This window comes from Citrobacter sp. Cpo071, assembly GCF_030332765.1.
GTDB classification, from domain to species: Bacteria; Pseudomonadota; Gammaproteobacteria; order Enterobacterales; family Enterobacteriaceae; genus Citrobacter; species Citrobacter portucalensis.
Window position 1 is genome coordinate 401,974 of the sequence record NZ_JAOWHE010000085.1, and the last position, 18,421, is coordinate 420,394.

17 protein-coding genes are annotated in these 18,421 nt (G+C 52.5%); 11 read left to right on the top strand and 6 right to left on the bottom strand.

From position 1 onward, the window contains the following. Positions 1-3: 3 nt before the first annotated feature. Together sufE and ldtE are read left to right on the top strand one after the other, a co-directional pair. On the top strand, positions 4-420 hold the full coding sequence (gene sufE / locus OGY09_RS19090; RefSeq protein WP_003832654.1) for a cysteine desulfuration protein SufE: 417 nt from the start codon (positions 4-6) through the stop codon (positions 418-420). A gap of 123 nt (positions 421-543) precedes the next feature. Beyond that, entirely contained in the window at positions 544-1,548 is a 1,005-nt protein-coding gene (gene ldtE, locus OGY09_RS19095; RefSeq protein ID WP_032943210.1) for a L,D-transpeptidase LdtE, read from the top strand. Positions 1,549-1,615: 67 nt separating this feature from the next. Here ldtE and lpp read toward each other — a convergent pair whose 3' ends face one another. The 3 genes from lpp to ynhH form a co-directional block, all read right to left on the bottom strand. Next, complete coding sequence (lpp, locus tag OGY09_RS19100; protein ID WP_003029373.1) at positions 1,616-1,852, bottom strand: murein lipoprotein Lpp; 237 nt, start codon at positions 1,850-1,852, stop codon at positions 1,616-1,618. A gap of 309 nt (positions 1,853-2,161) precedes the next feature. After that, a complete protein-coding gene (gene pykF, locus OGY09_RS19105) occupies positions 2,162-3,574 on the bottom strand; it encodes a pyruvate kinase PykF (RefSeq protein ID WP_003029366.1) in 1,413 nt (470 codons plus the stop codon). 7 nt (positions 3,575-3,581) lie between these two features. After that, entirely contained in the window at positions 3,582-3,776 is a 195-nt protein-coding gene (ynhH, locus tag OGY09_RS19110; RefSeq protein WP_244293978.1) for a protein YnhH, read from the bottom strand. Positions 3,777-4,151: 375 nt separating this feature from the next. Between ynhH and OGY09_RS19115 the strand changes: the two genes are divergently transcribed. Genes OGY09_RS19115 through OGY09_RS19125 form a run of 3 tightly spaced genes read left to right on the top strand, consistent with a single transcriptional unit; the run spans position 4,152 to position 6,669 of the window. Beyond that, entirely contained in the window at positions 4,152-5,174 is a 1,023-nt protein-coding gene (locus tag OGY09_RS19115) for a methionine ABC transporter ATP-binding protein (RefSeq protein WP_032943213.1), read from the top strand. Next, entirely contained in the window at positions 5,167-5,835 is a 669-nt protein-coding gene (locus OGY09_RS19120) for a methionine ABC transporter permease (protein WP_003029361.1), read from the top strand. The genes OGY09_RS19115 and OGY09_RS19120 overlap by 8 nt, the downstream gene beginning before the upstream one ends. Positions 5,836-5,856: 21 nt before the next feature. Then, the gene (locus OGY09_RS19125) at positions 5,857-6,669 is read left to right on the top strand and encodes a MetQ/NlpA family ABC transporter substrate-binding protein (protein WP_003029358.1); all 813 of its coding nucleotides are present in this window, start codon (positions 5,857-5,859) and stop codon (positions 6,667-6,669) included. Positions 6,670-6,763: 94 nt separating this feature from the next. Here OGY09_RS19125 and ttrA read toward each other — a convergent pair whose 3' ends face one another. Genes ttrA through ttrB form a run of 3 tightly spaced genes read right to left on the bottom strand, consistent with a single transcriptional unit; the run spans position 6,764 to position 11,579 of the window. Next, positions 6,764-9,829 carry a tetrathionate reductase subunit TtrA gene (ttrA, locus tag OGY09_RS19130; protein ID WP_032943214.1) on the bottom strand — a complete coding sequence of 1,022 codons (3,066 nt, stop codon included), beginning with the start codon at positions 9,827-9,829 and terminating at the stop codon, positions 6,764-6,766. Next, entirely contained in the window at positions 9,822-10,844 is a 1,023-nt protein-coding gene (gene ttrC, locus OGY09_RS19135; protein WP_032943219.1) for a tetrathionate reductase subunit TtrC, read from the bottom strand. The genes ttrA and ttrC overlap by 8 nt, the downstream gene beginning before the upstream one ends. After that, entirely contained in the window at positions 10,845-11,579 is a 735-nt protein-coding gene (ttrB, locus tag OGY09_RS19140; protein WP_032943223.1) for a tetrathionate reductase subunit TtrB, read from the bottom strand. It abuts the gene before it with no gap. 227 nt (positions 11,580-11,806) lie between these two features. Between ttrB and ttrS the strand changes: the two genes are divergently transcribed. From ttrS to OGY09_RS19170, 6 genes are all read left to right on the top strand, one after another. Then, the gene (gene ttrS, locus OGY09_RS19145; protein ID WP_122973803.1) at positions 11,807-13,540 is read left to right on the top strand and encodes a tetrathionate respiration histidine kinase TtrS; all 1,734 of its coding nucleotides are present in this window, start codon (positions 11,807-11,809) and stop codon (positions 13,538-13,540) included. Continuing rightward, positions 13,515-14,099 (top strand): tetrathionate respiration response regulator TtrR, encoded by a 585-nt coding sequence (ttrR, locus tag OGY09_RS19150; protein WP_000974596.1) that lies wholly within the window; start codon positions 13,515-13,517, stop codon positions 14,097-14,099. Before ttrS ends, ttrR begins: the two co-directional genes overlap by 26 nt. A gap of 92 nt (positions 14,100-14,191) precedes the next feature. Beyond that, the gene (gene fumD, locus OGY09_RS19155; RefSeq protein WP_003029345.1) at positions 14,192-14,401 is read left to right on the top strand and encodes a fumarate hydratase FumD; all 210 of its coding nucleotides are present in this window, start codon (positions 14,192-14,194) and stop codon (positions 14,399-14,401) included. A gap of 494 nt (positions 14,402-14,895) precedes the next feature. Next, entirely contained in the window at positions 14,896-15,522 is a 627-nt protein-coding gene (locus OGY09_RS19160; RefSeq protein WP_003029338.1) for a ferredoxin-like protein, read from the top strand. Between the two features lie 119 nt (positions 15,523-15,641). After that, positions 15,642-17,744: an aldehyde ferredoxin oxidoreductase gene (locus tag OGY09_RS19165; protein WP_003832676.1), complete on the top strand. Its 2,103-nt coding sequence runs from the start codon at positions 15,642-15,644 to the stop codon at positions 17,742-17,744. A 10-nt stretch (positions 17,745-17,754) separates the two neighbouring features. Continuing rightward, complete coding sequence (locus tag OGY09_RS19170; RefSeq protein ID WP_032943226.1) at positions 17,755-18,420, top strand: YdhW family putative oxidoreductase system protein; 666 nt, start codon at positions 17,755-17,757, stop codon at positions 18,418-18,420. Position 18,421 lies beyond the last annotated feature (1 nt).

The following is an 18,421-nucleotide window of genomic DNA, read 5'->3' on the forward strand; positions in this document are numbered from 1 at the left end:
GTTATGGCTGCGCTACCGGATAAAGAAAAGTTGTTGCGTAATTTTCTGCGTTGCGCTAATTGGGAAGAGAAATACCTGTACATTATTGAACTGGGTCAGCGTTTGCCGGAATTAAACGACGACTTACGCTGCCCGGAAAATAGCATCCAGGGATGTCAAAGTCAGGTATGGATTGTTATGAACCAGAATGGCGAAGGGATTATTGAATTACAGGGCGACAGTGATGCGGCAATTGTGAAAGGACTTATTGCCGTGGTATTCATTTTGTATGATCGCATGACGGCCCAGGATATTGTGAATTTTGATGTGCGTCCGTGGTTTGAAAAAATGGCGCTCGCACAGCACCTCACACCGTCTCGTTCACAAGGGCTGGAGGCGATGATTCGGGCTATTCGCGCCAAAGCCGCAACTCTTAGCTAAACTGATAAAACACGTTAACTTTCAGACCGACTTGAAAGCGTTCGTGTAAGGCAACGCAGTGACTCGTAAGCCGGATTGGGCGCTCGCCGCCGTCCGGCAAGAACGCCAGGGGGGTGAGTGAGTATGAAACGCGCGTCTGTTATTACGTTAATGCTAATCGGCGCTTACAGCGCTATTCAGGCCGCATGGGCGGTCGATTATCCTTTGCCCCAGGCGAACAGCCGCCTTGTTGGGCAAAACCAAACCTACACCGTGCAGGAAGGCGATAAAAACCTACAGGCGATAGCCCGTAAGTTTGATACCGCTGCCATGCTGATCCTTGAAGCCAACAATACTATTGCCCCCGTACCTAAACCCGGAACCCTGATTACTATTCCCTCACAATTACTGCTGCCGGATGCACCACGCGAAGGCATTATTGTGAATCTGGCGGAACTGCGTCTGTATTACTTCCCGCCAGGAGAGAATATTGTTCAGGTATTCCCAATTGGTATCGGTTTGCAGGGGCTGGAAACGCCGGTAATGGAAACCCGGGTTGGGCAGAAAATCCCGAATCCTACCTGGACCCCTACACCAGGCATCCGTAAACGCTCTCTGGAGCGCGGCATCACATTACCGCCTGTTGTACCTGCCGGGCCAAATAACCCGTTAGGACGCTTTGCACTGCGTCTGGCGCATGGAAACGGTGAGTATCTGATCCATGGCACCAGTGCGCCGGACAGCGTGGGCCTGCGTGTGAGTTCTGGTTGTATTCGCATGAACGCGCCGGACATTAAAGCACTGTTTGCTCAGGTCCGCACAGGCACGCCGGTCAGGGTGATTAATGAGCCGATAAAATATTCGATTGAGCCGAACGGCATGAGGTATGTCGAAGTGCATCGACCGCTGTCGCCGGAAGAGGAACAAAACGTCCAGACCATGCCGTATGTGCTGCCAGCCGGTTTTACCCAGTTTAAAGATAATAAAGCGGTGGATAACAGTCTGGTGGAAAGGGCGTTGTATCGTCGCGCAGGTTATCCAGTCACCGTCACTGCCGGGCAAGCATCGGTCGCGAGCAATGGGCCAGAAGTGAAGTCTGCGCAAAATGGCGTGCCGGGAGGAGATGCTGAGGTGCGCGCTACGCAATAACAGGGAAGGGGAATTCAGAGCAAAAAAATGGCGCACAATGTGCGCCATTTTTATTACACAGATACTATTACTTGCGGTATTTAGTAGCTGCGTTGTCCAGACGCTGGTTAGCGCGAGCTGCGTCATCTTTAGCAGCCTGAACGTCGGAACGCATTGCGTTCACGTCGTTGCTCAGCTGGTCAACTTTAGCGTTCAGAGTCTGAACGTCAGAAGACAGCTGATCGATTTTAGCGTTGCTGGAGCAACCTGCCAGCAGAGTAGAACCCAGGATTACCGCGCCCAGTACCAGTTTAGTACGATTCATTATTAATACCCTCTAGATTGAGTTAATCTCCATGTAGCGTTACAAGTATTACACAAACTTTTTTATGTTGAGAATATTTTTTTGATGGGAATGCACTTATTTTTGATCGTTCGCTCAAAGAAGCATCGAATTGTGCAAAAACGGCTAAAAACCCGAGTGAAAACAGAAAGCTTCCATCGGATTCATCTTAGATAATCACGGATTAGATAGTGAAATCCGATTTGATTTTTTATTAATTGTGGCTATCGATAAAATAAAAAAAGCGCCACCAGGGCGCTTTTTTTAGCAAATTAATTCGCGATGGAATTATTACAGCACGTGAACGGATGCGGTGTTGGTGGTGCCGCTCGGAACCAGTGCACCAGAAACCATAACCACAACGTCACCTTTTTGAGCCAGACCGCTTTCCAGAGCGACTTCTTTACCCAGACGATAGAAATCATCGGTAGAGCTGATTTCTTTAACCACCTGTGCAACAACGCCTTTGCTCAGCACCAGCTGACGCGCGGTAGTTTCGTTGGTGGTCAGCGCCAGGATGGTGGCATCCGGGAAGTATTTACGTACTGCGCGAGCGGATTTACCACCCTGGGTTGCGACGACGATCAGCGGCGCGTCCAGTTTTTCAGCAGTTTCAACCGCGCCACGGCAAACGGCTTCGGTGATGCGCAGTTTGCGGCTGTCGTTGTTGAAGTCCAGACGGCTGGTCATCACACGGTCAGTACGCTCACAGATGGTCGCCATGATGGTAACGGCTTCCAGCGGGTATTTACCTTTTGCAGACTCGCCAGACAGCATTACTGCGTCGGTACCGTCGAGGATGGCGTTCGCTACGTCACCGGCTTCAGCGCGGGTCGGACGCGGGTTTTTGATCATGGAGTCCAGCATCTGGGTCGCAGTGATAACGACTTTACGTGCACGGATACATTTTTCGATGATCATCTTCTGCGCGAAGATAACTTCTTCAACCGGGATCTCAACGCCCATATCGCCACGCGCAACCATGATGCCGTCAGACGCTTCGAGGATTTCGTCGAAGTTGTTCAGGCCTTCCTGGTTTTCGATTTTGGAGATGATCTGGATGTTTTCGCCGCCGTGCGCTTTCAGGTGCTCACGGATTTCAACGACGTCAGAACGTTTACGGATAAAGGACGCTGCAACGAAGTCAACGCCTTGCTCGCAACCGAAGATCAGGTCTTGTTTGTCTTTTTCAGCCAGTGCTGGCAGCGCGATGGAAACGCCCGGCAGGTTAACGCCTTTGTTTTCGCCCAGGTCGCCGTTGTTCAGCACTTTACAGATAACTTTGTTACCTTCGATGGCGGTAACTTCCATGCCGATCAGACCATCGTCAACCAGAACGGTGTTGCCGACAGACAGATCTTTAGTGAAGCCTTCGTAAGTTACAGCAACGATTTCGTTGTTGCCTACGACAGATTTGTCGGTGGTGAAGGTGAAGGTCTGGCCCGCTTTCAGGGAAACGTCATTACCGCCTTCCAGTTTGATGGTACGGATTTCAGGACCTTTGGTGTCGAGCAGGATTGCGGCTTTCTTGCCGGTTTTGCTCATGACGTTGCGCAAGTTCTTGATGCGCTGACCGTGTTCTGCGTAGTCGCCGTGGGAGAAGTTCAGACGCATGACGTTCATGCCCGCGTCCAGCATTTTGGTTAACATCTCTTCGGATTCGGTTTTCGGACCGATGGTGCAAACAATTTTCGTCTTTTTCATGACAGTCTTAGTCTTTAAGTTGAGAAGGATATGGAAATCTGGCTCCCATCGCGCACGGATGGGAAGCTAAACCTGAGTTACGAAAGTTGTGATGCCTCGCTCTAAGGATAGGTGACATCGAAAAAGCGTGCAGAGGAATGTGTGCTTGTGTTTCAGCCCAACGGGATGGTGAGTTCTGTAGTCGTTGAGTTTTACAGGTCAATGTGCTGAAACCATTCAAGAGACAATTGGCGCGCATTATACGCTGAAAATTATCAAAAAGGAAAATGGAAACAGCGTTTCAAAACACTTCTGTGCAGTTTTACAAAAATTATTCATTAATTTGTTCATCGGTATGGATAAAGAGGTTATCGGGCGTTGCGATTTGTTGCGCAACAAAGTGCATTTAACATCTCGATGACTACGTTTTATGCCGTTGACGTCGATGTAGTACTATATTTCTAAAAGTTATATCAAATGCGTTTTAATTCATTTTAAAAGCCAATTCCACTGATTACACTCGTTTGGACATCCATACTGCTAAACAGCTAAAAGCGCTAGCAGAAGAACAATAAGCAGCAGCGGATACCCAAACGACATGATTGTCCTGAAAAATATTTCGAAAGTGTTTACGCCAGGCAGGCTTGCCATCACCGCTGTCGATAACGTCAACCTGACGGTTGAACAGGGGCAGATTTACGGCATTATTGGTTACAGCGGGGCAGGTAAAAGCACCTTAATTCGTTTGCTCAATGGTCTCGAAAAACCAACCTCCGGCAGCGTGACGATTAACGGCCACGATATCTCGGCCGCCAGTGGGGAATCGTTACGCCAGGCGCGACTGAAAATCAGCATGGTGTTTCAACACTTCAATTTGCTGTGGTCGCGGACTGTTAGCGAAAACATCGCGTTCTCTATGCAAATCGCCGGTGCGTCCAAAGCGTCCATCAAAACGCGGGTTGCTGAACTGATTACGCTGGTTGGGCTGAGCGGTCGTGAAAATGCGTATCCTTCCCAGCTCAGCGGTGGGCAAAAACAGCGTGTAGGAATTGCTCGCGCGCTGGCGAACAATCCAGATGTCCTGCTGTGTGACGAAGCCACCTCGGCGCTGGATCCGCAAACTACCGATCAGATCCTCGATTTACTCCTCGATATAAACCGTCGCTTCAAATTGACCATTGTGCTGATCACTCATGAAATGCACGTGGTACGCAAAATCTGCGATCGCGTCGCGGTAATGGAAAACGGCAAGGTCGTTGAGGAAGGTGATGTGCTCAGCGTCTTTACCCATCCTCAGCAGCCTATTACCCGACAGTTTGTTCGTCAGGTTAGCCAGTACACCGAAGAAGACGAGTTTAATCCGCAGCTGGCAAGCGAGTTGGGTGGGGTGGTTATCAAATTAACCTTTACCGGGCAACGTACCCATCGACCTGTGGTTGGGGAATTGACCCTGCGCTATGGCCTGCCGTTCAACATCTTGCACGGCAAAATGACGCAAACCGCACACGGCGTGTTTGGTCAACTCTGGGTGCACGTGGTGGCCTCTGAGGAACAATTGAACAATATTTTGGCCGACCTGCGCCAGAGCGACATTGAAGGCGAGGTGATTCAACATGGCTGAAGAACTGTTTCCCCATCTGAAGTGGGAGCAATTGTTAGCGGCAACCCAGGAAACGCTGTATATGACAGCTCTTTCGGGGGCGGCGACCTTTATTCTGGGCATCGCGCTTGGTCTGGCATTGTTCCTGACCGCGCGCGGCGGATTGTTCCCTAATCGCGCGGTATATAGCGCTATTTCGCTGGTGGTGAATATCTTTCGTTCGATCCCATTCATCATTTTGATCGTGCTGCTGATCCCGTTTACCAAAGCGATGGTAGGCACCATTCTCGGCGCCAATGCCGCGTTGCCTGCGCTGATCGTGGGGGCAGCGCCGTTTTATGCGCGTCTGGTCGAAATCGCTCTGCGTGAAGTGGATAAAGGCGTTATTGAAGCGACGCGTTCAATGGGCGCACGACTGAGCACACTTATTTTTCGAGTTTTACTGCCGGAATCATCTCCTGCTCTGGTGTCCGGGATCACCGTGACGCTAATTGCGCTGGTGAGCTACAGCGCGATGGCAGGGGTAATTGGTGCCGGTGGTTTAGGGAATTTGGCCTATCTGGAAGGATTCCAGCGCAACCACAGCGACGTCACGCTGGTGGCGACGGTGACGATTTTGCTCATTGTCTTCATCATCCAGCTTTGCGGCGATGTGATCACCTCTCTGTTAGATAAACGCTAATAAAATACGGAAACCATAATCATGAAAAAATCACTGACGTTACTCGCCGCAGCAACCTTAAGCGCCCTGAGCTTTGCCTCCTGGGCTGATACTCTGACCGTTGGCGCGTCTAACGTGCCGCATGCGGAGATCCTTGAACAGGCCAAACCGATTCTGGCGAAGCAGGGGATCGATCTGGAGATTAAACCGTTCCAGGATTACATTCTGCCGAACACTGCGCTGGCTGGCCGTGAGATTGACGCCAACTACTTCCAGCATATTCCGTACCTGAACAGCGTGATTAAAGACCATGCAGGCGATAAAACGTATGACTTCGTCAGCGCCGGAGCGATTCACATTGAGCCGATTGGTATCTATTCGAAAAAAGTGAAATCACTTAAAGATCTGCCGGAAGGCGGCAAAGTCATCATGCGTGACGCGGTATCTGAGGAAGGCCGTATTCTGTCGATTTTCGAAAAAGAGGGGGTGATCAAGCTGAAGCCGGGCGTGGATAAAGTAACTGCGCGCATTAGCGATATCGTCGAAAACCCGAAAAAGCTGAAGTTCCTGCCAAACGTGGAAGCCGCGCTGTTACCGCAGATGTATAACAACGACGAAGGCGATGCGGTGGTGATTAACGCCAACTACGCCATCGACGCCGGGCTGGATCCAGTGAAAGATCCTATTGCTGTTGAAAGTGGTGAAAACAACCCGTATGCCAACATCATTACCGTGCATCGTGGCGACGAGAAGAAAAAGGATATCGTAGCGCTGGTTGATGTCCTGCATTCAAAAGAGATCCAGGACTGGATCCGTACTAAATATAAAGGTGCGGTTATCCCGGTAAACAACTAATCTGCTTTTTGCCGGGTGGCGGCAGTGCTTTATCCGGCCTACGACGTCCTGTAGGCCGGGTAAAACGCGTTCGCTATGCCATACGGCACCAGAGCTACACTCGCTCAATTCTCGCTGGCAACCCCTGACGCACCGACGCACCCGACACCCAGTCAAGCCAGGTATTGGTTACCTGTCGGGTTGGGTCCGCAAAACCCAACTCGTTGAGATTAATCCCCGACTTAATCTGCTCATCAAACGCCATCGGCTCACCGTCGAGGGTATGCCGTGCCGCGCCCATTTCTTTATGCCCGTAACCATGCTCGATGGCGATAACACCCGGCATGACGCCATGCAGCAGGCTTATCTGCGCTTGCGCCTGACCACCGGGGGTGGTGATACGCACGATATCGCCGTGTGCTAAACCATACCGCTGACCATCCTGTGGATTGAGCGCCACCAGATTAACCGGCTTCAGATGATGAAGGCGTGGGATAACCGCCGTGGCGCTGGACATGGTATTGGATTTAAAGGAAATCAGTTTCAACGGCCACTCTTGTTCCGGGAACAACTCCTCGACCGCACGTCCATCTGACAGACGTGATGGATACCAGGCCGGGCAGCCGCTGAAGCGCTCGCCGGTAATCGCATGGCGGTGCGCGGCGACGTTCGCATTCCAGATTTGGAGCGGTTTATCCCAGGCATTGCCGACGCGGTTATCAACTCGCCCGCTGTTGTCCGGCGCAAAGCGTCCGCCCCGGGAGTAGATAAATGCCACCCGGCTGATTTCATCGGCTTTCAGCGTTTGGGTCATCACAGGCATGATCCGCTGGACCCCGGTCAGCGCAATGTCTTCCGGCTGTACTTCGGCGACCGGCGCTTTGCCCATAAACGCAATATTAGCGGCGAGTCGCAGGTAGTAATCTTCCGCACGGTTCAACGGATAGTGATTACCTTGCGGATCGGTAATTGCATTGTCGCCGAATCCAGGTAGCCCGATGCGCTTTGCCACTGCGATACAGAAAGACTCCATTGAGGCCGGTTGACCGTCAGCCGTGAGGCTGGTCGCCGATCTGACAACTGGCCAACGCGCGGTGGTGGCTTTGCTGGCCACGCCCGCCCACGGAGCGCTGAATCCCCAGCTTTCGAAGTTGTGGGTATCCGGCACGATGTAATCTGCCAGCGCCGTGGTTTCGTTCATAAAGGCGTCAATGGCAATAAACAGCGGCAGACGAGCAGGATCCTTGAGCTTTTCTTCCGCCACGCCGCGTAACCCCGCAATGCCGTAAAACGGGTTGGTCATGTTGGAGATCCAGGCTTTCAGCGGATAAGGGTAACCTTCAAGCGCCGAGACGAGGAGTTCGGTAAGCTGACCGGCGACAAACGGATACCACGGCGCTTTAGCCGGGAAGGGCGATTGCCCGGCAGCCACCTTATTGCGGTACTCTTCCGAAGACTCATAAGCGGTTTTACTGCGCGCGATGCTTAACCCTTTCGGTTTTACCTTCCCGGCGAAGCTGTCCATGTTGTAGCGCGGACCGTCGGTGGCGCCATTAAATTTGCCGCCGCCGACGAACACGCCGCCTTCAAGACTAAGGTTGCCAATCAGCGCATTGAGCATCATCACCGACCAGGCGTTATAAAATCCATTACCTGCCATCATACCGCCGTGCGTGATCACTGCCGCTTTACGCCCGTGGCGGGTGAATGCGTCGGCCAGAGCGGCAATGTCTGCTTCTGACACCCCACACTGCTGGCTGTACTGCGTTAGCGACAGTTTCTTTGCGGACTCACGCAGACACTGGAAGCTGCTTTTTACCGTTACTGTCTGCCCGTCGGCCAGCGTCACTTCACGGGTAACAAACAGCTGAGCGCGCGGGCAACTGCTGGCGGCGACAATCTCACCGGCCTCGTTGACGACCACCGGCTCCTGGGCTGCGTTTGCACTCAGATGGGCGAGGGTCAGGTGTTGTCCGGCAAGCGTTGGAATTTCATCGGTAATCACCAGATGCGTAGCGTTAGTCCAGCTTTTTTCTCCAGCCTGCTGCATGGCCAGCACGCCGGGAATGGCGAGATAATCAGCGTTATAGCGTTGTTTATCGATAATCCAGCTTATCATCCCCATAGCCAGCGCGGAGTCGCTTCCCGGTCGTACGGGCTGCCAGTGACCGCGATCGTCAGCCAGCACCGTGGTTAATGGCAGGGCTGGCGCCACCACAACATAGCGGAAGTCGTCACGTAAACGGGCGCTGGCCAATTGGCGGGCCTGGCGCTTAAACGGGTTGCCGGATTGCGCCGGAGAGGTGCCCATAAACAGCGCGAATTCGACGTTATCCCAGTCGGGTTTCACGTGGGTATTTTTATCCAGATCGCCCATTAACGCGCCGGAACCGGCCCGATAGGCCAGGCCGCAGTAAGCGCCATGAGCACCGAAGTTTTTACTGCCGAAACTGTTCAGTGCGAAGCGACGTAAAAAGGTATCACGTCCTTCATCGCTGGTATTGGTGACCAGCAGTTGATTGGATTTTGGGCCAAAGCCGGGATGTTTCGCATCAAGCGGTGTAGTGGGATCGTGGATGGCTCTCAGACCATCAACGTGGCCTTCACCAAACAAATCGCCACCTTCCACCACCTCTTTGATCAGCTGTTCGAAGCTGATGCGCTGCCATTTTCCTTCACCGCGTTTACCGACGCGCTTCATAGGCTCCAGAATTCGTAGCGGGCTGTACAGACCTTCGAGTAAGGTTGCGCCACGGGCGCAGGCGGTAGAACGTGCGTCAAGACCTGACTCCCCGGCCAGTTGTTCCATTGCCGTGGCAAAGGGGACGGAGGCGTCTATATGGTGCTCGTGCGACAACGGATGATAAGGGTTGCCCGCAATGCGCAGCACTTTGCCTTGCTCAGTGTCAACGCGAACCCGTACACCACACTGCGTCCAGCAACCAAAGCACTGCGTCATCGAGATCACCTGCTGCGGGTTTTGCTGCCAGTGAGGCCGGGCGTTGGCTTCTGGGATGAGCGCGTTGGCAAAAATGCGGTCACGGGTAATTTTGCCCGAGGTTCCGTCCAACAAACCGTCTATCGCGCGCTTTGCCACATCCCGATAACTCAGGCCAAAAGTCACCATGCCACCTACGGCAAGGCCCACTTTAAGCCACTGACGACGGGTTAAATTAGCCATGTTGCATTCTCCTTGCGATCGCGTTCAGGGCTTCACGAACAATAATAATCAGTGCTATCCACAGGCCGAAGGTACCCACAATAGCCAGCCAGCCATCGGTGCCGCCGGGCAGGGTATAGGGATTAAACTGCGCGTTAAATTTTGGTACGGTCTGCACCTGGATGAGTAACGTCCAGCGCATTAGCCAGCACAGCGCCATAGCGCTAAAAGCGAGTAATATGCGCAGCGGTAGCGACAAGGGGTATCGTACAACCAACCCGCAAAGAGCAAGCGAAACAAGCCATAGCGCAACCCAACCGATAGCGTAGTGTTGTGCTGAAGAGGCAACATCCAGCCACTGACGGATAGCCGAACCGGAAAGCGTATTACCACTCGCCCAGATCGCCACCACGATAGCCAGCGCGATCAACGTGACCATTTGCCCCCACGCTAGCTTACGCGGTAGTTCGTCCTTGCTATTTGTCGTGGCAATAAGCAGGGCAAGAAATGTTTGCAGCGCGCTGAGGAACATCGCAACCGGAAAGGCGTAACTGAACCAAATGGGACGTGCCTGTACCACCGACACTTCACGGCCGGTGTAAACCAGCAATCCGATGGCGGACAGCGCGCTACCAAGTGCCAACCATTTTGTGACGCTGTAACTTTTTAGCGTTAGCCGTTTCACATGCTGCGCCAGAAACCACAGACCTAAAAAACCGGTAAACAGCGGTAAAAACAGCGCGCCCCACGGCATCCAGGACCATGGCGTCGGATACGCATAGAAGTGCCAGACTCGGGCTGTTTGGTGTAGATCAGCGGTCAGCGCCAGCGGCGCGGTAATCGCGCAGGTCAGGGCGATTAACAGCGTCAGATTCTCCAGGTCTGCCGTTTCTTTTTTGCGCCAGTGAAGAACGCAGGCGAACAGCGCGGCGCAGGCGGCAATGCCGATGAAAAAGAAGTACTGTACGGCCCAGGGTAACCAGCTTACGTCCTGGGGATGGGCCAGAACCTCGTCGATAATCAGTGAATGGTTCATTTAAACCTCCTGCCAGAGAGCGGGTTGAGCTCGTCCCATCAATGGGGTGACAAACGCCTCATCCAGTCCCAGATAGAACACGTGAGGAGACGTACCGCTTTCCGGCTTCAGGACTTTGATGGCGTCATGGTGTTCATGCAGCATTTGTGAAATGCGGCTGTGCGGATCTTTAATATCGCCAATGATGCGCGCGCCGCCGACGCAGGATTCCACACAGGCCGGGAGCAGCCCCGCTTCTAGGCGGTGAACGCAAAAGGTACATTTATCGGCGGTTTGCGTTTCATGGTTGATGAATCGCGCATCATAAGGGCAGGCCTGCACGCAATAGGCGCAGCCCACGCAGCGTGTGTTGTCGACCACCACAATGCCGTCTTCTCGTTGGAAAGTGGCTTGTACCGGGCAAACGGGCACGCAAGGGGGATTATCACAATGGTTGCACAGTCGCGGCAGCAGGACGTTGGTAACGCTTTGCTGGCCTTCAATCTGTACTTGATACTGGTTGACGAGGGTACGAAATTCGCCCAGTGGCGTCTGGTTTTCAATGGCGCAACTGACGGTACAGGCCTGGCAGCCGATACAGCGTCGCAGGTCAACCAGCATGGCGTAGCGATGCTGTTGTGAGCCTTCGTGGCGTTCAGGCGAAAAGGGAAATTGCGCCTGAGCCAGCGGAACCAGTGATGCGCCAGCGGTCAGGACGCCCAGTTGCTGGAGAAACTGCCGTTTACTGCTGTCCATATTTTCTCCCGTCACGATGCAACAACGAAACATTGGTCACGCCGTTGATTTGCGTGTGATGAATAAAGAATCTCAATGATTTACAGTGTAAAAATCGTGACGGGGTATACTCTATTGTGGTTAACCACATACCCGGCTTGTTGTTGATCTAAAACAACATAATTGACAGGGATAATTGAGTGGGACGCAACGTAGTAAGATGTCTGACGGTGCTGGCGTCGCTGTGGATGCTAAGCGGCGCGGTCAGGGCGCAGACATGGAACATTGGCGTTTTGGCGATGCGCGGGGAGGTTTCTACACGTAATCACTGGCAGCCGCTGGAAACCTTGTTGAATCAGCAAATCCCCGGTGAGCAGTTTCATATTCAACCGCTGGACCTGCGGCAGATGCAGGAGGCGGTGAATCGTGGAACGGTACACTTTGTGGTCACCAATCCGGCGCAGTTTGTCCAGCTTAACAGCCGCTCGGCGCTACGCTGGCTGGCGTCGTTACGCTCCACCCGTGGTGGGAAAGCCACCAGTAACGTGATTGGCAGCGCCATTCTCGTCAGGCGCGACAGCGGGATAACCTCCGCACACGATCTGATCGGCAAAACGGTTGGTGCCATTGATGCTCAGGCGTTTGGCGGCTATTTGCTGGGATATAAAGCGCTCAGTGATGCCGGTCTGCGCCCTGAACGTGATTTACGTCTGACGTTTACCGGATTTCCCGCCGATGCCTTACTCTATTTATTACGTGAAAAAGCCGTGCAGGCGGTGATCGTGCCGGTGTGCCTGCTGGAAAAAATGGATGAAGAAGGCCTCATCCGTAAAACCGATTTTATGACCGTGTTGAATCATCCGACTTCAATTCCCTGTTTAACCAGTACGCCGCTCTATCCGGACTGGTCATTTGCCGCACTACCTGAAGTGAGTGACGAGCTGGCCGATCGCGTCACGCGGGTACTGTTCAATGCACCGCAAAACGCGGCGTTTCGCTGGGGCGCGCCCGCCTCGACCCGTGAAGTAGAAGCGTTGCTGCGCGACGTCCGCCAGCATCCGCAGCAGCGTCAGCTGTGGCTGGATGTCAAAAGCTGGTTTATTCAACACCGACTGGCGATGGGGGGCGTGGTCATCGTGTTGCTGTTGCTTACGCTCAATTACATCTGGGTGATGCTGTTGGTTCGCCGACGCGGCAGGCAGTTAGAGCGGAACAACGTGTTGTTGCACAAACAGGAACAGGCGCTGGAGACTGCCCGCCAAATGAGCGTGCTGGGGGAGATGACCTCCGGTTTTGCCCATGAACTCAATCAGCCGTTGTCTGCTATCCGTCATTATGCCCAAGGCTGTCTAATTCGCCTGCGTGGTCAGGATGAGCAGCATCCGTTGCTGCCCGCGCTTGAGCACATAGACGCCCAGGCACAACGAGGAGCCGATACGCTGCGCAATCTCCGACAGTGGGTCAGCCAGGCACAGGGCAATCCGGTACTCACCGATGGCTGGCAAGCCATCAACGTTCACGATGCTATCCATCACGTCTGGCAATTACTGCGCATGCCCCAGCAATTCCCGGCGGTAACGCTGCACACGCAGGTTAGCAAGGCGTTAACGTTGATGCTGCCAAGCGTTCTTCTTGAGCAGGTGCTGGCTAATCTGGTACTCAATGCCGCCCAGGCAGGCGCTACGACAGTATGGTTTAGCGCCCTGCACAAGGATGGTGGCGTGCGTATTCAGGTGCAGGATAATGCCGGAGGCATTGACGAGGCTCAGTTGTATCAGGCGTTTCAGCCGTTTATGACCACCCGCAAAGAAGGTATGGGACTTGGACTGGCCATTTGTCAGCGACTGGTGCGCTACGCAAACGGAGATATTGAGATCAAAAATCAGCAGGCCCCGGACGGTAAAGCGGGGGCGAGAGTGACATTGTATTTTAAACCAAATCAGGAAGGAGGCCGTAGTGGCGATAATTCATCTGCTGGATGACGACATTGCCGTCACCCAGGCCTGTGCGTTTTTATTGGAAAGTCTGGGATATGAGGTGTCTTGCTGGGAGCAAGGCGAGAAATTCCTCGCCGAGGCAAATCTGCACCAGGTGGGCGTACTACTGCTGGATATGCGTATGCCGGTACTGGATGGGCACGCTGTGCATGAAATCATGCGTCAGAAAGCAAGTACGCTGGCGGTGGTCTTTCTCACCGGGCACGGCGACGTGCCGATGGCGGTTGAGCAAATGAAACGTGGCGCGGTCGATTTTTTGCAAAAACCGGTGTCAGCCGTGCCGCTGCAGGCAGCATTAGAACATGCCTTGCAGGTCTCGGCAGCGGCGTTCTCGCGACAAGAGATCATCTCATGCTACCAACAACTTACGCCAAAAGAACGGGAACTGGCGCATCTGGTAGCAAAAGGGTTAATGAATCGGGAAATTGCTGATGCCATGAATATTGCCGTGCGTACGGTTGAAGTACACCGGGCGCGGGTGATGGAAAAAATGCAGGCAGGAAGTCTTGCTGAGCTCGTTAATCGACTTCAGAGAATTCAGTAGAATGATGACATTTATTTGATTTTCATTGAATTTTGTCTAAATCGTCAGAGTGATATATGCTGTTGGTTTGAGTTAATGACGAGCGGGCAAAAATGGGAAATCAGACGAAAGACGACGAGTTGTACCGTGAAATGTGCAGAGTAGTCGGTAAAGTAGTGCTGGAAATGCGCGATCTGGGACAAGAACCTAAGCATATCGTCATTGCGGGAGTGCTGAGAACCACCCTTGCTAACCAGCGCGTGAAGCGCAGTGAGTTAGAAAAACAGGCTATTGAGACCGTAATTAAAGCATTGGCCGGTTAATTCATAAAAAGAGGACCGCAGAAATTTTTTGCCGTCCTCTTATTCTCGATACGTTAATCTATCAATCTATATAATTTATCTCCGTTAATAATTGGTTGTAGAGAACTATAAAGCGATATGTATTTATTTATATATCGGTAGCCGTGCAATATTATATTTGGGAGAGGGTTCACAAATATTTGTAATTTAAATGGGCTGCTATTTCACTCCATTTCTTAATGATAATAAATCTCACTCCGCATTAATTATATCCCTTCCGTTTTTTAATTGATGACGATCAAGACTATGTATGCTGAATAACCACATTATTTCTGCGCCTAACCCTAAAGGATTAGATTCATTCAGTTTAACCACCGTCATTTACGCGATCAGGTTAGGGCAAAAATTTACGTGTTGTTGGCAACATTAACCGCCCGATATGGCTTGAGCTGCGCTGGTTTAAATTAGCCTGGATGTGTTGCTACCACAGCATTTGCGAAGAGGATGCGAAATAAATGAACCAGGTTGATCGTCCATTTTTAGATTGTGGTTTAACGCGACTAGAATTCCTGCGGATATCAGGGAAAGGACTGGCGGGATTAACGATTGCCCCCGCGCTGTTATCCCTATTTGGTTGTAAGCAGGAAGATGTCGATAGTGGGACCGTGGGGCTTATCAATACGCCGAAAGGGGTTCTGGTGACCCAGCGAGCCCGCTGTACAGGCTGTCACCGCTGTGAAATATCCTGTACCAATTATAACGATGGTGCCGTAGGGACCTTCTTTTCCCGGATAAAAATCCATCGCAATTTCTTCTTTGGCGATGATGGCGTCGGGTCCGGTGGTGGGCTGTATGGCGATTTAAACTATACCGCTGATACCTGCCGGCAATGCAAAGATCCTCAGTGCATGAAGGTCTGCCCAATTGGTGCAATTACCTGGAAACAGGAAGACGGTTGTATTGCGGTGGACCACAAACGCTGTATTGGCTGTAGCGCGTGTACCACAGCCTGCCCGTGGATGATGGCGACCGTAAATACCGAAACGAAAAAGTCCTCAAAATGTGTGTTATGCGGGGAATGCGCCAATGCTTGCCCGACTGGAGCATTAAAAATTATCGAGTGGAAAGATATTACTGTTTGATAGATGACAGGCATACCTGATTCGCGCCATTAATTGCCAAAAATACTGCAGTTTTGGATAAAAAACTGCCTGAAGAATGGCGGGTATATCTATTAAACCTTCTTGCAAAGGAAAACATGATGGCTAATGGTTGGACAGGTAATATTTTACGGGTCAATCTCACCACGGGTAATATCACCCTTGAAGATTCCAGTAAATTTAAAAAATTTGTCGGTGGGATGGGCTTTGGTTATAAAATTATGTACGACGAAGTCCCGCCAGGCACCATGCCTTTTGATGAAGGTAATAAGCTAGTTTTTGCCACCGGACCATTGACGGGGTCTGGCGCTCCCTGTAGCTCCCGCGTCAATATCACCTCCTTATCGACGTTTACCAAAGGTAACTTAGTCGTAGATGCCCATATGGGCGGTTTCTTTGCTGCACAAATGAAATTCGCCGGTTATGACGCCATTATTATTGAAGGCAAGTCCGCATCACCGGTCTGGATCAACATCAAAGACGATAAAGTCAGCATCGAAAAAGCCGATTTCTTGTGGGGCAAGGGGACTCGCGCCACAACCGAAGAGATTTGCCGGATTACCAGCCCGGAAACCTGCGTTGCCGCTATTGGGCAGGCGGGTGAGAATCTGGTGCCACTGTCCTGCATGATCAACAGCCGCAACCACAGCGGCGGTGCCGGTACGGGTGCGGTGATGGGTTCGAAAAACCTGAAGGCCATTGCGGTAGAAGGGACTAAAGGCGTCAACATTGCCGATCGTAAAGAGATGAAGCGTCTCAATGACTACATGATGACCGAGCTTATCGGCGCCAACAACAACCACGTCGTGCCAAGCACCCCGCAGGCCTGGGCAGAATACTCTTCGCCAAACTCGCGCTGGACAGCCCGTAAGGGACTTTTCTGGGGCGCGGCAGAAGGGGGGCCAATCGAAACCGGTGAAATCCCGCCGGGAAACCAAAATACGGTGGGTTTCCGTACCTATAAATCGGTGTTCGATCTGGGTCCAGCCGCAGAAAAATACACGGTCAAAATGAGCGGCTGCCATTCATGCCCTATTCGTTGTATGTCGCAGCTCAATGTCCCGCGGGTGAAGGATTTTGGCGTGCCGAGTACCGGCGGCAACACCTGCGTGGCGAACTTTGTTCACACCACCATTTTCCCCAATGGCCCGAAAGATTTTGACGATAAAGACGATGGGCGAGTCGTAGGGAACCTGATCGGACTGAACCTGTTTGACGATTACGGTATCTGGTGTAACTACGGCCAGCTGCACCGTGACTTTACCTACTGCTATTCGAAAGGCGTCTTTAAACGCGTGCTGCCAGCCGAAGAGTACGCGGAGATCCGTTGGGATCAACTGGAGGCGGGCGATCCTAACTTTATCAAAGATTTCTACTATCGACTGGCGCATCGCGTGGGGGAACTCAGTCATCTTGCGGACGGCTCGTATGCCATTGCTGAACGCTGGGATTTGGGCGAAGAGTACTGGGGTTATGCCAAAAATAAACTGTGGTCGCCGTTTGGTTTTCCGGTCCATCATGCAAACGAAGCCTCGGCGCAGGTGGGGGCGATCACCAACTGTATGTTTAACCGTGACTGTATGGCGCACACCCATATCAACTTCATCGGTTCCGGTTTGCCGCTGAAATTACAGCGCGAAGTGGCGGGCGAGTTATTTGGGTCGCAGGACGCCTACGACGAGACCAAAAACTATACCCCAATCAATGCCGCCAAGATCAAATATGCCAAATGGACGCTGCTGAAAGTCTGCCTGCATAACGCGGTTACGCTGTGTAACTGGGTTTGGCCGATGACGGTTTCACCCCTTAAGAGCCGCAACTATCGCGGAGATTTGGATCTGGAAGCGAAATTCTTCCAGGCAGTCACCGGTGATGAAACCACGCAGGCGAGTCTGGACCTGGCCGCTGAACGCATCTTTACCCTGCATCGTGCCTATACGGTCAAACTGATGCAAACCAAAGATATGCGTAATGAACACGATCTCATCTGCTCCTGGGTGTTTGATAAAGATCCGAAAATTCCGGTCTTCACCGAAGGCACCGACAAGATGGACAGGGAGGATATGCGCCAGTCACTGACGATGTTCTATCAGGAAATGGGCTGGGATCCCGAGTTGGGTTGCCCAACGCGTGAAACCCTGAATCGACTCGGACTTGAAGACGTGGCAGCCGATTTGGCTGCGCAGGATCTGTTGCCAGCGTAAGGAACGCGAGATGACTAACGTGAGCAACGTTCAGGCACCCATTGAGGCGCTTCCTGACGAGGTTGATAGCCAAAAGAGACACTGGCTACAGGCGTTTCACCCGCCGGTCGAGCGGGTGACTGCGCCGCAGGTTCAGGGAGCCGCCAGCCCGGAGTCGATTGTGGCAGATTTTATCCGCCAGCATTCGGCATCGGGGCACCTGGTGGCGCGCAGCGTGTTTCTGCAGCCACCTTATTCGGTCCCTGAAACCGATCTTAGCGCGCTGCTGGATACGCTGTGCCAGGACGCGAATGACGCGGATATCACCCGTGTGCAGGGTGCGGAAGATATCTATTTCTACTCAACGCAAACCATGACGGCAAACTACGCCGACATGTGCGTGCAGGTGGTGGAAAACGACATCTGCCGTGCGATTGCCGAGGCGGTACGCTTCGACGGTCGTACGTATCCTCGCCCCTATAAGGTCGCCATGTTGACGCAACCGCCGTACAGCTTTGAGTCTCAGCAGATTTCAGCGGCGCTAACGGCCATGGAAACGCACCCTGATTACGCAGATATACGTACTGTGGAATCGTCAAATGCGGAGCCTTATTTGTTCAGCGAACGTTTTATGAGTTATGGCAAAGCGTACGGCCTGTGTGAATGGCTTGAGGTTGAGCAGTATCAGAACCCCTGAA